Source organism: Runella sp. SP2 (assembly GCF_003711225.1).
GTDB lineage: Bacteria > Bacteroidota > Bacteroidia > Cytophagales > Spirosomataceae > Runella.
Map to the genome: position 1 here is coordinate 1271535 of NZ_CP031030.1, position 15919 is coordinate 1287453.

Sequence of the window (15919 nt, forward strand, 5' to 3'; positions counted from 1 at the left end):
TTAAAATCAATAATCACAATGACAACAGATGAATTGCTCAAAAACTTGGTGCGTGAAAAATACACCGAGGTGGCTACCCAATCGAAGGATTTTAACGCGGCTTCCTGCTGTGGTTGCGGCCCTAGCTGCGAAACCGACGGAGAATTTTTGGGAATTATGGCCGAAGATTATACAAAATTAAACGGATACGTGGCCGATGCCGACTTGGGACTTGGGTGTGGGCTTCCTACGCAATTTGCCCAGATTCAAGAAGGCGATACGGTCATTGATTTAGGTAGTGGCGCTGGAAACGATGCCTTTGTGGCGCGTGCTGCTACGGGTGCTACGGGCAAGGTAATTGGCGTTGATTTCACCGAAGCCATGATTGTAAAAGCAAGAGCAAACGCCGAAAAATTGGGATTTAATAATGTGGAGTTTCGCCAAGGTGATATTGAAGCGATGCCTGTAAGCGATAACATCGCCGACGTGATTGTGAGTAATTGCGTATTGAACTTAGTGCCAAACAAAGCCAATGTGTTCAAGGAAATTTACCGCACCTTGAAGCCTGGTGGGCATTTTAGCATTTCTGACATTGTGTTGGAAGGAGAACTGCCTGCGGGGCTGCAACATGCCGCCGAAATGTACGCGGGTTGCGTGTCGGGGGCAATTCAGAAGTCAGATTATTTGGGATTGATTGAAAAAACGGGGTTTGTCAACATCACACTTCAGAAAGATCGTGAAATTGTGCTTCCAGATTCGATTTTGGCCGAATACATTTCGAGCGAAGAAATTGAGGCATACCGTAAAGGGAATTTGGGAATTTACAGCATTACAGTTTATGCCGACAAACCATCACCAGCTGCCGCAGAAATTCAAATTCGTGCTGCAAAGCCTGCTGACAAAGAAGTAGTTGCAGAATTGTTACAATCGGCAGGTTTGCCAACGACAGATTTGAATCCAGCACTTTCCAATTTTTTGCTTGCGTTTGTTGATGGTCAGTTGGTCGGTACGGCAGGAGTGGAGGTAACGGGCGACTACGGACTTTTGCGTTCGGTAGCGGTGAAGGAGTCCTTTCGGAACTTTAAAATTGCGAAGCGCTTGGTCAATGATTTAACCAAACAAATGCGTTTGCAGTGGGTAAAAGAACTGTATCTAATCACAACAACGGCCGAAGGGTATTTTTCAAAACAAGGTTTTGAAAAAGTGGAACGCGACGCTGTTCCCGCTGAAATAGCACAATCGCAGCAGTTTAGCGGTCTATGCCCAAGTTCGGCCACGGTGATGAAGAAATCGGTGGAGAAACCCAAAATAAAGCTGTTGGATTTGGAACAAGCTTCGTCATGCTGCACGCCCAATTCGGGTTGTTGTTAGGATGCGCTTGGAACACGGATTGAATGGATTAAACGGGTTTTGTGGATAAAATCCGTTTAATCAAAATCGGTTTGATAGACCACTTTTCCCGTGTAGGAGTTGGATACTTTGACCCAATCTACTGACCCTGTCCCTTTGAACGTAAAACGAATATCGGTTAGGTTGGTAAAGTTTTCTCGCCCATCATACTCGCCCCGAAATACCGAAGTTCCGTTGACAAATACTTCGACTTGCTTGCACTTCAATTGGAGCTTAAAAGTATTCCATTCGTTATGATTTATGCCAAAATTATCTAAATCCACATTTTTTCCCTGTTGGAGATTTCCTTTTCTGAAGACAGTTTTACCAACGACCAATTTGGCATAATCAGAGCATCCCTTCATCGTAAATTCAGCCTCGGCAATATTAAGATTTTTATCAGTTAACAAAATACCAGTATTAAAGCAGCTTTCCCCTCCCTCATTTTCAGGGTTTTTCAGGCGGGCTTCCAAGGTCACACTGTCAGGACGAACGCCAAAATCTTGCGTGAGTGCATACACGGAGTGGCGATAATCGTCTTCTCCTTTTATTTCGTTGGGCAAATCGCGCGGATCCAGGTGAAGCACCCCATCCTTGATACCTGTTTTGACGGTGCTGATATTGGTCGTCCAATTTTTTTCGTACGCTACCCCAAATCCCCACACTGCCCATTGGTTAGGATAGGAATATACGGTGTGGTAGTCGGTTTTGATGAGGTGCTTATTGACCAATAAATTTAAACGATAAACCCCAGGGTAAAAATACGTTTGAGAAACCGTGTCACAGGTCTTGGCACTGCTCGTTATGTAACTGACGAAGTTATTGGCTGCCACAATCCTCCCCACGCCCAATATCAATTCCACATCGCGAACTCTTTTTAATGGTCGAACATCGTACATAATACGAACCGATTGAGGGTATTTTCCCACCGTCTTGATGACTTTGAACTGTACTTCTTTGACCTCTTCGGAAGAAAAGGGGCGGTTTTGCCACCAATTAAAACCCAAATAAATGAGAGCAAACACGGTCATTATTCCCAAGAGAATGGGTACGAATCTCGGGAGAGTGAACTTTGGTTGTATAATTTGAAACGTCGTATTAGCCTCATCAGAGAGCGGAATTATCTGCGTTTTACGAAGGGCTGGTAAAAAAGATTCTTCGATATTGACGTAGTTGATGTGGATATTTTGGCGGTCGATTTCGTTGTTTTTTTGTTGAAAGTCAGTCCAGTCAGCATAACCTAAATAGACTGCTATGACGTTGCGAAAACGGGTCTGAATACGTACCTCTTTGGTACCATATTCAAAAATAAAGCGACGTAAAAAATCTTTGCTGAAGAGTTCGTTTTGGCTTTCTCCGTTGGGGTGTTGGTGTAAGAATTCCTCAATATCAGCCAGGAGGGCTTCCAAAAAAGCATTTTTACTTTTTAGGGCCTCAAAACTGCTAAACTCCTCAAACTCCTTTTGCCATTTGGAAGGCCATTCATTGATCACCTGTTGTAAGAATTGTTCGCGAAGCTCGTGCAAGTAAATTTTGTCTTTAAGCAACATAAACCAGTGAGTAGTAGGGTAAAGGTAGATAAATATACCCTTTGCAAAATCTTTTGCAAAAATAAATCCTTGGCAAACCTGATTTTGCCAAGGATTTATTCTGAGTTGGGTTTTATTTCATGTCCTGAAAATCATCATTAATCCTCATGAAAAAAACAGCTATTCCCCTCCTTATTTTATTTCTAACCGCTTTTACGGCTATAGGACAGAGTGTTACGCTAACCCCCACCACGGATAAGCAGCTTACCTTGACTGCTGCCGGGGTAGCAGTACCCAACATTACAGGGCAACGGTCGGATGGGACATCGGCAGCACCGACTGCTTTACCGAATGGTGCTTGGATGATGAGTATCTATGGACGAGGCTATAATGGCAGTGGATATTCCACTAACGCCAGCGCGGCAATTACTTTTGGCGCCGCCCAAGACTTCACCCCCACGGCAAACGGCTCCAATATTCAATTTTATACGACCCCTTTGAATTCGATTATCCCTGCGGAAAGAATGAGGATTAACCACAATGGCAATGTAGGGATTGGTACAAACTCACCTGCCACCACACTGGATGTAAACAGCCCTTCAAATTTTATTGCTAAATTTAACGGAGCGGGCTCACAAACGTATATATCTCTCCATGAAAATGGAACCTATCGGGGCTATTTGGGTTCTTTTTCGGGAGCTGCCGAAGATGTTGATTTTGGAACGGGCGGTAGCAATACTACGGGAAAACTGCATCTGACCATAAAAGCCATTCCTCGACTCACCATTGACACAACGGGCAATGTGGGTATTGGGACAGGCACCTTCGCAACGGGTGAAAAATTTGCGGTGAGAAACGGCACGCGGCAATTTGGAATAATGCCGGGGTATCTTGGTAATGTCCCGGACGCCAACTGGACTACTTTCAATAGCTTAGCCTTGAGGATTTCGGGTGAAATTTCGGTGTTTGGTAAGATAGCCACCAATAATGCATTGGATGTAAATGGCTTTTCAAAATTAGGCAATGATGCTCCTGCCATCAAGGTGAAGAAATTGACAGGTACTACGGGGGCAGCACAGGGAGATATAATTCCTATCAGTCACGGGCTTACGAGTACAAAAATACTGTCAATTACAGTGTTGGTTCAATTTGAGACAAATGGGCAGTATGTTCCTCATTCTTATACCAATACGAATGGGTACCAGTTCGATTTTTTTTCAGATACAACTAACATTCAGGTTCGAAACCACCCCACCAATAGTGGTCAAATTTTATCAAAACCAATTAAGGTCATGATTACTTATGAGGAGTGAGAAGAACCGTTTACTCTATTGATTGAGCCAAGCCTTAAATTCTTGTGTATTCTCGCTGCTCACCATAATTTCGCGCTTGGCCGAGGGTTCGAGTTCTATTTTGACCCGGCTTTTGGAGACATTGAAAATGTTTTTGATGCTCGAAAAATGCGTGATAAAACTGCGGTTGAGCCGATAAAATTGCGTGGGGTCGAGCAGCGTTTCCAAATCGCTTAATTTGTAGTCAACGATGTATTTGGTGCCGTCTTTTTTGGTAAGATACACGTAGCGGTCTTCGCCTTCAAAGTAAGCGATTTGGTCAACAGGTACGCTCATTACCTTCTCCCCACGTGACACCATAAACCGCAATTGGTAGTTTTTGGCTGGTTGCTGAAGAGTTTTTAAAAGTTGCTGAATATCAAAGGTTTGGTTGGTTTTTTGGTTGCTCTTGAATTTTTCTAAACTGCGTTGTAAATCATTTTTATCAATAGGTTTGAGCAAATAATCTACACTATTGACACGGAACGCCCGAAGGGCATACTGGTCATAGGCCGTCGTGAAAATAACGGGGGTATTGACGTGGATTTGTTCAAAAATTTTGAAACTCAAGTCGTCGGCTAAGTGAATGTCTAAGAAGAGAAGCTCGGTTTGGTGCGCCGTCAACCACGCTACGGTATTGCTAACGGAGTCTAATTTGGCCTGAATTTCAATGCCAGGTTCCAACTCAAGGAGTAGCTTTTCGAGGTTATCGCGTGCGGGTTTTTCGTCTTCAACAATGATTACTTTCATAATAGTTAAGTGATATTTAGCCTTCTAAAATTAGGGGAACCCGCGCGACAAACTGACCCTCCACTTCGGAAAAAGTGGGGATATGTGGCACTAGATAGGCATAACGGGCAGCCAGATTTTTAAGTCCAATACCCGTAGAGGGTTCAGTTGAGCCACGCCGTTGAAGGGTATTTCGGACGGTTAGCCATTCGCCTTCCATCCTGATAGTAATGGTGAGCGGTTTGTCGTCCGAAATGATGTTATGTTTGATGGCGTTTTCTACCAACAACTGCAAAGTAAACGGAGGTAAACAATCGTTCAAATGTGCCTCGGAAAGCTCAATTTGTACTTGTAGATTTTCGTCAAATCGCATTTGTTGAAGAAACACAAACGACCGCACAAAATCCAATTCTTCACGAAGTGGAATAAGGTTTTCGCCCCCAATTTCGAGCATCGAACGATACACTTTAGAAAAATGTCCCGTAAAGTCGATGGCGCGCTGTGGGTTGCTGGCAATGAGCGATGCCAAGGCGTTCATGCTATTGAACAAAAAATGGGGACTGAGTTGATTTTTTAAGGTTTCAAATTGGGCTAATAATTGATTTTTTTCTTGTTGTATTGTTTTGATTAGTAGTGAGTTGCGTTCTTCTTCAAGTTGCTGATTTTGGCGTTTGAGCGAATACACTTCAAAGGCTTTATCCATGACCAACTTCAACTCTTCCATTTTCCAAGGTTTGGTGATGTAATGGTAGATTTTTCCCTTGTTGATGGCGTCTATAATGGCCTGAACATCACTATATCCGGTCAAAATCATTCGGATTGGATCAGGAAATTCGTCGATGATTTGTTCAAAAAAAGCCACTCCAGTTGTATGTGGCATTCGTTGGTCTGAAATGATGAGGTCAATCGGTTCTGAGCGAAGTACTTCTAGGGCTTGTTCTGCACTTTGGGTTGAAAAAATGGTATATTGACGCCGAAATACCGCCTTGAAAGCCAGGATGTTATCGGGTTCATCGTCCACGTACAAAATAGAGTAAGCCATTGTGTTTGTTGGTGGGGTATTTGTTGTTCAAAGTATGCTAAAAAAAGACGAGCTTTAAAACTCAATGTTGTGAATTGGGCAAAAGAAGCAGTAAAACGGGAAATGTCAGACAGGAAAAGTCAATACAATGGTAGTGCCTTGCCCTTTCTCACTGCTCACTTTTATTGTCCCACGGTGCTGTTGGATAATTCCATAGCAAATAGCCATGCCTAGTCCAGTGCCTTCCCCTACAGGCTTGGTGCTATAAAAAGGCTCAAACATGCGTTTTTTGGTGATGTCATCCATCCCACAGCCATTGTCTATGATGTGAACTTCCACGATATTAAGTGCTTTAATAGTTACGATTTCAATGTGCCCCGTTGGTGGGTGTGCCTCAGGGTGTACGCTCATAACGGCTTGTACTGCGTTGGTTAAGATGTTCAGAAACACTTGGTTAAGTTTTCCTGAAAGTCCTTCAATCATCGGGATGGCTCCATACCGTTTGATAATTTGACAGCGATCCCTGATTTCAAACGTCAGCAGTGTTAGGGCAGAATCAATGCACTGGTGCAGGTTCACTTTTGTAAAATCTCCTTCCTCGTTTCTGGCAAAAATCCGTAACCCCTGTACAATATCACGCGTTCGATCTACGCCGCGTTCTATGCTAGCCATGAGCGCCTGGATTTCGCCAGTGAGTTCAATGAATTTTGGTGCTTTGAGCTGTTCTGGGGTCAACAATTGAGCAATGTCCTCCAAGTCCATTTTTAATGCCTGGACGCTGTTAGCGACAAAACTGATTGGGTTGTTTATCTCGTGGGCAATACCCGCCGTAAGCTGCCCAATTGAGGCCATTTTTTCCGAAAGAACCAACTGTTCGCGCATCTGATGAAGGCGCTGGAGGGTATTTTCTAGCTGTTTTTTTTGCTGCTCCAACTCGTCATTTTTATGGCTGAGAAGTTTGTTTTTTCGGCGGTTTTGTAACCATGCTAGTCCAACCAGCAAGGCCAACAGCGTAACTGCCACCGCAACGATAGCCACGGTTTGTTTGTACCATTTCTGAGTTTCGAGTTCGGCGGCTAAGAGCTTGTTTTGCTGTTCTCGCTTGGTCGATTCGTACTTTTCTTGCAGCTCGACCACACTTTTGTTGGTCTCAAGGTTGATTATTTCAGCGTGAATTTTTTGAAAAGCTTGGCTCATCACAAACGCGTGATAAAAATCGCCTTGTGATTGGTAAAAACGAACAAATAACTGATAGGTCTCCGATTCTTTTTGTTTAGATTTTATGTTTTTGGCCGATACGAGCGCTTTATCAAGGAAGGTTTTTGCGAGTGGATATTTTTTTTGACCCATGTAAATTTGGGCTTGATTGAAGTAGTCAAACCAGATATTGACTAGGTCTTTTTTTTGAATGTGGTACGTTATATTAAAGTTGACGTAGGGCTGAGCTTCACTGTATCTAGCTTGGTCGATAAGTAGCGTACTGATGTTAATATTTACATTGGCGACTCCTGTTGAATCCTTGATTTTTCTCTTGATTTCTAATGATTTTTTGTAGTTAATCAGCGCACTGTCAGGCTGTTGAGTTTCTCGGTAATAAATTCCTAAATTGAGATAAAAAACAGAAATGCGACGCGGTTTGGTTGGGGAAACTTCACTGAGTTTAATGGCTTCTTTTACATAATGCTTTGCTTTATCATATTGCCTCAAGAAATGGTATTGACCTGACAAATCAGACAAGGCTGACAATTGCGACTCAGTGTCATTTATTTTTTCGCTTAATGATAAGTTTTTGAGGTGCCATTCGATGGCTTTTGCATATTCGGCTCGGCATTCATAATAAATGCCCATCAGTCGATAACTGTCACAAATACCTCTTTGATAATTGATTTTTTGAGATTGTTCATTGATAAGTTTTGAGTAAACCAAAAACGAATCTACGTTCGATTCGTCGAGGTAAATAACACGGTCAGCCAAAGCGCGAATCGTTTCGGGGGTAGTTTGGGCATAAAGAGAGGGGGTATATACGATAAGTAAAAGTAGTACCCTCGTTAGCTTTGTGGCTATTTTTCCCAAAGAACACGACATGCTAAACTCCCTTAATATCATCAATCAGCCATTGATTTGCCACGTTGTTGAGTGTGACGGTTGCGGCTTTTCCTCCAAACATCCATAACTCAAAAGTTGCTTTTGTGGTAGAGGAAGAAAGGGCTTTGATTTTAAATTGATCATCAAAATCTTGTGCCTGAACAATCGGGTCGTAGCCACCTTCGTTGTCTTTTTCCATTTTTTGGTAAAAGATGGTTAATCGTTTTCTGAAAGCAGGACTTAACTCAGGTCTTTTCACGACCTGACGCCATTCGAGTATAGCGCCTTTGGTGGTGTACCATTTGTAAAAGTCTTGTACTGTTTGGGAAGCCGTTTTGGTTTGCCCATAGGAGGCAACCACAAAATAGCTAAAAGTGAAGAATAGCAACAGGAGCTTACGCATTGTGATAAACAAATAGGGTTAAAATTTATTGAGGAGGGCAATAAGCTGTTTTTTTTCAGCACTTTCTGCCGTTTTGCTTAGAATATTTTTCCAGTCATTTGCCGATTTTTTGGCTAATTTTTGATCGGCAGCATCGTACGATTTTACCTCTGCTGGGTCTAGGTACTTAAATTCTTCAAGAACGGACTGAACCAACGTGTTGGCATTTTTTCCTTTGGGATGTCGTTTTAGGTATTCACCTGATTTGGATAGGGCACGGTCCAACACACACACCCAATAACCCTCACATTCACCACCCGTTTCGAGTTGGCTTGCTTCGTAGGCAATGCGTTCTTTGAGTGGGTCGGTGGCAGGGACGGTCGTTTCTAGTTTCCACAAAAGGTCTTGCTGTAAAAAATGGCCTGCGTTCCCAAAATCGCTGTAATAAACTTCTTTTTTGTGGCTATCAGTCCAGGATTTTAATTCATTGGTGCCAAACGGAATGCTGCGTGCAATGCGCTGAATGGTGACCAAACGAAAGAATTCTACTTCGGCCAATTCGGTAGGAGTGAGCATTTTATCCGTTTTGAGGGAATTTAGCCAGTTTTCCACTTCCACGTTGGCCGCACCACCTTCTTTTGGTTTGTTGTTATAACTACGAGCGATGCCCAAAGAGACTTCCTTTGGCGTAGGTTTGTCAAGCACTACTACTTGCGCGGAAGCCACCCAGCCCGTCGCTCCTTTTTCTTGGCTAACTTTCAAAAATTTTCCATTGGCCGATTTTTCAAGGAGCTTGACTTTGGTTCCGATGCGGTACGTTCCAGCCGTTGCACCTGTCGATGCAGGATTTTTGAAAGCGCTTACTTTGGGATGAGCAATCATGTATTCTTGGGCTACGACGCTAAAAGAAAAAAACGATGCAAAAAGTATAGAAAGTAGGTTTTTCATTGGATTTAAAGGATAGGTTTTGAGTCATGTATCGCGCGTCTGACCGTTGGTCTGTCGCGTGATACCCTGTCAGACCAGCGGTCAGACAGGGGTAAATTTAGGCATATTAGAGGTAAACGTCTTTGTAAATCACGTACTGAACGGGTTTAAACGTTTTGAGTTTCAAGAGTGGCTTTTTGCCAATGTTGAGCTTAGAAACTTTGTCTTTTGGCGTATTTCCTTTGGCATCTTCCCCAGCCCCTTTGGAAATCTCGGTGGCACCTGTGATGAGGTTGAAGTCGTATTTTTCGTACGAACCGTCGTGCGTAGAGCTTGCGGTATAGGTAGCCCCAATTAAAAACCAATCATTATCTTGGAATCTCCAACGGTAAGCATATCCCCAGCGACTGGAGCTTCCTCCGTAAAAACGTACCAAAAGTGTACCTCTTTCCACCGAAAGCCCTTCCCACGGGTCGCCAAAAACACCGCCTTCGTTGGAAAGCATGATTGATTCGTTGGATTGAATAGCGAGTTTATAACTCCCGTTGGTTTGTTTGAACGCTACCAAAAGAATACGAGGTTGCTGGTCGTTGTCGGTTTCTTTGAGGCTTTTAACGGGTTTGTCGGCCTCAATGACCGCCGCAAAGTCAGGAAGGTTATCTTTGTTGAGGTCGCCTTCGGCCTTTTCGTGAACGTGCCAACCTTTCGGAACAAAGGCTTCGAGTTTGTTGCCCGAAGAGGGTAAAACAGGGTACTTGTAGGATTGGAAAAGCAGGGAAGCTGATAGTAAAGAGGCTAAGAACATTGTTTTAAGTTTTGCCCAAAAATAAACAAGTTTAGACGCTTTTGAAATGCCCCTCTCAAGTTAGTTCTTATCAGTAGAAGAAGTAGCGTGTCGAGACCAACACAGAAGTGGATGGTGGTACGAAAAATCTTCGTCCACCCTCCAAATTTGCTTACATGTATTGCACTCAATGACAAGATGATTTAAACTATGATTTTCTACTTCTTTCAAGATGGTGAAAGGCTGACCACGAAAAGTTTTATTTTGAATCGCCAATTCGGTACAATTGCAAGTGCGCATATTTAGTTGACTTTTAGTAAACTTTTGAGACGTCCACCTACTTTGCTGTTTGACTTCGAACTAGCAAACGAAGGGCCTTGAGAGCCATATAACTCGGCGAAAGGTTTGTCACAAATCCCAGGTGTATTTTCTAAAATATCTTGAGAAACGGTCTGTTTGGAAACAGGAGTGATTTGCCGACGCATACTGTAGTTCATTTGCCACTGATTATTGATTTTCCGACAAAAAAACTCCACGATTTGTTTGCTACGCTCGGTCATTCCACTGAGGCGTTCTTCGTACTCTATTTCAACTTCAAACGACATTTCGGTGGCCGATTGTTGTTGATAATTTACTTTTTCGGGTACGCGTATGGCATATACCCAGCAAATCCAGCTACAATTGTTGAAGACCAAATTCGCCTTTTCGGCCAACGCTTTCTCGACAATGCTTACCATTTCTTCGTTGGTGGGCATTTTCGCCCCTACTACCTCGCGCGAATTTTCATAGACAAAATAGCGGCTAAACCGCCAAGCATCGCGGGCACTGACACGCACATAAATGGCTAAGCCTTGGATTTTGGTTTGCGTACCACTGGCATCTTTTAGCGTGACCGCCGCGACGGGGTGCTTTGCAGTATTGGCAAACGTATAACCAGCCTCTTTGACCAATTGCCAATCGCCGTTGAGCTGTGCCGTGCTGAGTTTCCCGTGGTATTTTTTTACATCAGCGATAACTTGCTGATTGGAGGGTAGCGATTGTGCAAAGGAGCTAATAAAGAAAGTCAAGAATACAAAAGTGAATAAGTATTTCATTGTAGAAGGTAGATTATTTTAATGAGTGACCATCGTAAACATGAGCCAAATCACGGAGGCGACATAGAGGATTTTGCGGGAAAGGGTACGGCAATCGACCCAGTCGACCCAAAACTCGACGATGCGAAGTGGTAAGAAAAACATCGTAAAAAATAAGCCAAACGGGAACAAAATGCTCAGCAGCGATTGAAGAGTAATCGGGTTTGGCAGCCAGAAAAAAGACCGAAAACCGAGCTTAAACGCCACCATACACAATGCGAGTAAGGTCATAAGTACCCATCTTGCAAGTGCTTCTTTTAGAAAACGAGGCGGCTGAGACGCAGGTTTACTAAGAAAATAAAGCACTTTTAGCTCCGACCAAAGTAACCATGTGCCTGCTATCCATAAGGGTGCTTTGCTGAGCCAATGAACCGACGTCAGGTCTTTTAAGTAGTCAGTGAAAGGAGTAAGTACAGGAATAACGATGAGGGTCATCCGAAAAAATGGACGAAAAAGGAGGCTGCAAAGTCCCACAAAGGCAGTATAATAGTTTTGGGTAGGAGCTGGCCAAGTAGCTTGTTTATGGGATTGTTGAATAAATCTAAAGTGTTCAATACCAATAAGATATTTGCTTGACCAGCTTTCCAAACAAAGTACACTAAAGGCGAAGAACGCTAGTCTATCAGGTAAAATGAGGTCTTTGTGGATGTACTGACGGGTTAAGACGGAGGTGTTGAGTAAAATTTGCTCTACCCACCGATAGTAAAACGAAAAGGCAATCAGTAAAAGGGCGTTTTTATTGCCCCTAAAGACCGAAACAAGCCCTAATCCCGCCGAAATTTGCGTAGTCATAACGTTCTTGGTTTATAAAGATTTTTGGCAACCTTTTCCATTGTACGCCTGAAGTCCCGCCTTGATGGCATCTTCGAGGGGAAGTTGGTGAAGCCAAATTTCTGCCGCAGCGCCTTGGCTACTTCCTTGCAGAGGTAAGCCCAATATCCCTCGCACTTGGTTCATTTTTCCGTTAGAGACTTTTACGTTTGCTTCAATTTCGCCGCGATTAATGTCTTTGCGCGCCAAATAGAGTTCAGCCCATTGGGGATTGGTGGGTACTTTGATGAGTGCCGAAAAATTTCCGCTGGTATTTTTCAGAAACTGCCCATAATCGTCGAGGTCATCGAGTTTCATCATGGTGTTGTACTCTTTGTAATCGTATTTTTTATGGCCAACAAATAGATTTCCTTTGAGGGTCAGGTTTTTACACTGTTTGACGTTGTTGACTCCTCCAAAATCAGCAAATCCAAGCACATTATCTTCGGCCGTTACGATGGTATTGACGTCCATCATAATGCAGTTTCCGCCATAGGTAGCGATTTCGTCTTTTTTCCAGCAAAACAAAATGGTATTGTTGCGAATGGTATATTGGGGAAGGCCATCAGCCCCTTGGTGTAAGCTTTTACACATGATTCCCTCGCCAGTATTGTTGATAATGGCGTTGTTTTCAATCAAGGCTTCTCCATTTTTTCCAACTTGAATGTCGATGGCTCCTTGCGACGGGGCGGTGTTGGTGACGATACAGTTTTTGACGATTACCTTGGTTGAAGCACCGACCCTGATTTTGATGCCTGGGGTATCGGGAGAAGGGTTTTCGTTGGAGGCTTCATTGGCTTTGCGTAAAATATAAAGTCCTTTTTTGTGTAAATAACGATTGCGCGGGCCGTTGTCAATGATGAGTCCATCGACGATGACCGTGCCGTTCCAGTCCTTGAATTTTTTGTCGGTCAAAATCCCAATTCGCTCCGTTGATTCCTTCATGTATTCGTTGGTACCTGTCAAAACGGTGCGATAACTGCCCCACGGATCGCGGCGGCTGAAATCGGGGCTATATCCCCCAATGATGCTTACTGGTACGTCAAAAATGTCGCTGCCACGTTCGGTTGCCCCTAAGTAAGTACCTGCTGCAATATGAACGCGGTCGCCTGCTTGGACTTGTGGAACGACTACCGCTAATTCTTTTGCAGGTTGATTTTTAGTAGCTTCTCGACCGTTACCATTGAGTGAAACATAAAAGTCACGGCCAGTAGGAAGGTCGTTTTTGTTGGTTGTAGGCGTATTGGTTACGCTTTTTGGGACGTTTTTTCCAATGCTTGAAGCTTCATTGGTGGTTTTTTTGACGTCTTTTATTCCTTTTTCGACGTCTTTAAGAAGTTTTCCGAATTGGGCACTGACAGTAAAATGGAAAAAAAGAAAAGTAATACCTACGAATAGTCGTTTCATAACACAGTTGGGTTTAAAATTGTTGACCCAAAAGTAGAAGGAGCGTTGGTGGTACTAAAAAGTAATGAAGTGAGTCAGGAATAAGCCGTAGTGAAGTCATAACTTCAAAAAAAACGTAATTTGCGTTGGTAAAAGAAAAATAGGAACCCCTACACACATGACGCCTCAATTTGAAGGAACCGAAAAATACGTCGCAACGCGTGAGTTGGCTGTGGCCGTGAATGCCTCGGTGAGTTTGCAAAAACCGCTGCTCCTCAAAGGAGAACCTGGCACGGGAAAAACCATGCTTGCCTATGAAGTGGCCAAAGCGTTGGGAAAACGACTCATTACGTGGCACATTAAATCAACGACGCAGGCGCATCAGGGTCTTTATGAATATGATGCTGTTTCGCGGTTGCGTGACTCACAGCTTGGCGATCAGCGGGTGTATGACGTGGAAAATTATATCAAAAAAGGGAAATTGTGGGAAGCCTTTGAGGCGGAAGAGCAGGTCGTGCTGTTGATTGATGAAATCGACAAAGCGGACATTGAGTTTCCCAACGACTTGCTGCAAGAACTCGACCGCATGGAGTTTTTTTGCTATGAATTGAATCGTACCGTTGCGGCTAAACATCGCCCGATTGTCATTATTACTTCCAACAACGAAAAAGAACTACCTGACGCGTTTTTGCGGCGTTGTTTTTTCCATTTCATTCGTTTTCCCGATCGAGAAACCATGCTCCAAATTGTCAATGTGCACTATCCTGACCTTGACAAGGAATTGTTGGAGCGTTCTTTAAAACTGTTTTTCGCCGTTCGGGATGTGAAAGCGCTCAAAAAGAAGCCCTCTACCAGCGAATTGATTGATTGGATTAAACTGTTGCTTTGGGCAAAAGTATCCGCCGATGACCTCAAAGACCTTGAGTCAATGCCCGAGGTGCCGCCGTTTTTGGGGGCATTGCTCAAAAATGAACAAGACAACGACTTGTACGCAGCCTTACGTTCCAAAGGTTTTCGGCCTTATTAAGTGCTTGTGATTATCCATTAACTCTTTATTCCTTCGCTCACAAAGATGTTTTTAGACTTTTTTTTATTGCTCAAAAAACACGCACTTCCAGTATCAGTGGGGGAGTATCTGAACTTATTGGAAGGACTCAAGCAGCAGGTCATTCAAATGAGCTTAGATGAGTTTTATTACTTCAGTAGGACGGTATTGATTAAGAATGAAATGCACTACGATTTGTTTGACCGACTCTTTGCGGAGTATTTCAAAAATGCTGAAACCGTCGAAGCCAAATTGTTGGCAGTAAACGTGCCGCCCGATTGGTTTGAAGACGCACTCAAACGAGAATTGACGGAGGAAGAAAAAGAATTGATTGAAAAAATGGGCGGTTTGGAGAAACTCTTTGAGCGTTTTCAACAATTGCTCCGTGAGCAAAACGAACGCCATGCTGGAGGGAATACGTGGATTGGTTCTGGGGGAATATCGCCTTTTGGCAATAATGGTTACAATCCTGAGGGTTTTCGAGTGAAAGGCCCTTCGGCAGGAAACCGAACGGCGTTGAAAGTATGGGAACAGCGCGAATACAAAAACTACGATGAAGACGTAGAACTCAATACCCGAAACATGAAAATGGCCCTTCGGCGGTTACGCATCCTGACGCGGGAGGGAGCCGACGAAGAACTTGACATGAACGCCACCATCGAAGGTACAAGCCGAAATGGTGGGATTTTGGATATTCATTTGCACCCATCGCGAAAAAATAACGTAAAGGTACTGTTGTTGCTCGACGTGGGTGGTTCCATGGATGACCACATTGATTTGTGTTCGCAGTTGTTTTCGGCGGCCAAATACCAGTTTAAGCACATCGAATATTTTTATTTCCACAATTGTATTTACGAAACCCTTTGGCGGGATAACAGTCGGCGGTCGAGCCGAGTACCGACGCTGGAGGTTTTGCATAAGTATAACAAAGACTACAAAGTGATATTTGTAGGAGACGCTTCCATGGCTTCCTACGAAATTACTCATCCCAAAGGAAGTGTGGAACATTACAACGAAGAAGCGGGTATTACGTGGTTGAATCGTTTTAAAGAACAATACCCTCATTTCGTATGGTTAAATCCAATCGCGGTAGCAGACTACTGGAAATATACCCATAGTATCAGTATTATTCGTGAATGGTCCGAAAATCGGATGTTTCCACTGACCCTAAATGGATTGACGCAAGCCATGAAATGTTTGAAAAATCCTAAAATTAAATTTGAAGCTGGCGTTTGATTCCAATATTTCATTTATTTCGCCCGCAGAATCCCGCAGACGAATACCAGCGCAGATTTTCGCGGACAAAAAACTTCATAAAATTATTCATCTGCGGTCATCTGCGACTTTAAATCTGCGAACATCTGCGGGCAAAGTTTAGAAGTAATGTAG

14 protein-coding genes are annotated in these 15919 nt (G+C 43.4%); 4 read left to right on the top strand and 10 right to left on the bottom strand.

Going from position 1 to position 15919, the window contains the following annotated elements:
* Positions 1 to 18: 18 nt before the first annotated feature.
* Entirely contained in the window at positions 19 to 1350 is a 1332-nt protein-coding gene (arsN2, locus tag DTQ70_RS31255; RefSeq protein ID WP_206019637.1) for an arsenic resistance N-acetyltransferase ArsN2, read from the top strand.
* A gap of 56 nt (positions 1351 to 1406) precedes the next feature.
* On the opposite strand, the gene DTQ70_RS05320 is transcribed toward arsN2, so the two are convergent.
* A complete protein-coding gene (locus tag DTQ70_RS05320; protein ID WP_122929843.1) occupies positions 1407 to 2918 on the bottom strand; it encodes a hypothetical protein in 1512 nt (503 codons plus the stop codon).
* A 146-nt stretch (positions 2919 to 3064) separates the two neighbouring features.
* Between DTQ70_RS05320 and DTQ70_RS05325 the strand changes: the two genes are divergently transcribed.
* On the top strand, positions 3065 to 4210 hold the full coding sequence (locus DTQ70_RS05325) for a hypothetical protein (RefSeq protein WP_122929844.1): 1146 nt from the start codon (positions 3065 to 3067) through the stop codon (positions 4208 to 4210).
* 15 nt (positions 4211 to 4225) lie between these two features.
* On the opposite strand, the gene DTQ70_RS05330 is transcribed toward DTQ70_RS05325, so the two are convergent.
* The 9 genes from DTQ70_RS05330 to DTQ70_RS05370 form a co-directional block, all read right to left on the bottom strand.
* Positions 4226 to 4978: a LytTR family DNA-binding domain-containing protein gene (locus tag DTQ70_RS05330; RefSeq protein WP_122929845.1), complete on the bottom strand. Its 753-nt coding sequence runs from the start codon at positions 4976 to 4978 to the stop codon at positions 4226 to 4228.
* 16 nt (positions 4979 to 4994) lie between these two features.
* Entirely contained in the window at positions 4995 to 5999 is a 1005-nt protein-coding gene (locus tag DTQ70_RS31260; protein ID WP_122929846.1) for a histidine kinase, read from the bottom strand.
* 105 nt (positions 6000 to 6104) lie between these two features.
* Positions 6105 to 8063 carry an ATP-binding protein gene (locus DTQ70_RS05340; RefSeq protein ID WP_164489878.1) on the bottom strand — a complete coding sequence of 653 codons (1959 nt, stop codon included), beginning with the start codon at positions 8061 to 8063 and terminating at the stop codon, positions 6105 to 6107.
* 1 nt (position 8064) lies between these two features.
* On the bottom strand, positions 8065 to 8466 hold the full coding sequence (locus DTQ70_RS05345; RefSeq protein WP_122929848.1) for a DUF3828 domain-containing protein: 402 nt from the start codon (positions 8464 to 8466) through the stop codon (positions 8065 to 8067).
* Between the two features lie 18 nt (positions 8467 to 8484).
* The gene (locus DTQ70_RS05350; RefSeq protein ID WP_122929849.1) at positions 8485 to 9393 is read right to left on the bottom strand and encodes an SH3 domain-containing protein; all 909 of its coding nucleotides are present in this window, start codon (positions 9391 to 9393) and stop codon (positions 8485 to 8487) included.
* Between the two features lie 106 nt (positions 9394 to 9499).
* Positions 9500 to 10177, bottom strand: a complete 678-nt coding sequence (locus DTQ70_RS05355; protein WP_122929850.1) for a hypothetical protein — start codon at positions 10175 to 10177, stop codon at positions 9500 to 9502.
* A 281-nt stretch (positions 10178 to 10458) separates the two neighbouring features.
* The gene (locus DTQ70_RS05360) at positions 10459 to 11250 is read right to left on the bottom strand and encodes a hypothetical protein (RefSeq protein WP_122929851.1); all 792 of its coding nucleotides are present in this window, start codon (positions 11248 to 11250) and stop codon (positions 10459 to 10461) included.
* A gap of 18 nt (positions 11251 to 11268) precedes the next feature.
* On the bottom strand, positions 11269 to 12081 hold the full coding sequence (locus DTQ70_RS05365) for a hypothetical protein (protein WP_122929852.1): 813 nt from the start codon (positions 12079 to 12081) through the stop codon (positions 11269 to 11271).
* Between the two features lie 12 nt (positions 12082 to 12093).
* The gene (locus tag DTQ70_RS05370; RefSeq protein ID WP_122929853.1) at positions 12094 to 13506 is read right to left on the bottom strand and encodes a right-handed parallel beta-helix repeat-containing protein; all 1413 of its coding nucleotides are present in this window, start codon (positions 13504 to 13506) and stop codon (positions 12094 to 12096) included.
* A gap of 157 nt (positions 13507 to 13663) precedes the next feature.
* Between DTQ70_RS05370 and DTQ70_RS05375 the strand changes: the two genes are divergently transcribed.
* Positions 13664 to 14512 carry a MoxR family ATPase gene (locus DTQ70_RS05375; RefSeq protein WP_122929854.1) on the top strand — a complete coding sequence of 283 codons (849 nt, stop codon included), beginning with the start codon at positions 13664 to 13666 and terminating at the stop codon, positions 14510 to 14512.
* Between the two features lie 45 nt (positions 14513 to 14557).
* Entirely contained in the window at positions 14558 to 15766 is a 1209-nt protein-coding gene (locus tag DTQ70_RS05380; RefSeq protein WP_122929855.1) for a VWA domain-containing protein, read from the top strand.
* Positions 15767 to 15919 lie beyond the last annotated feature (153 nt).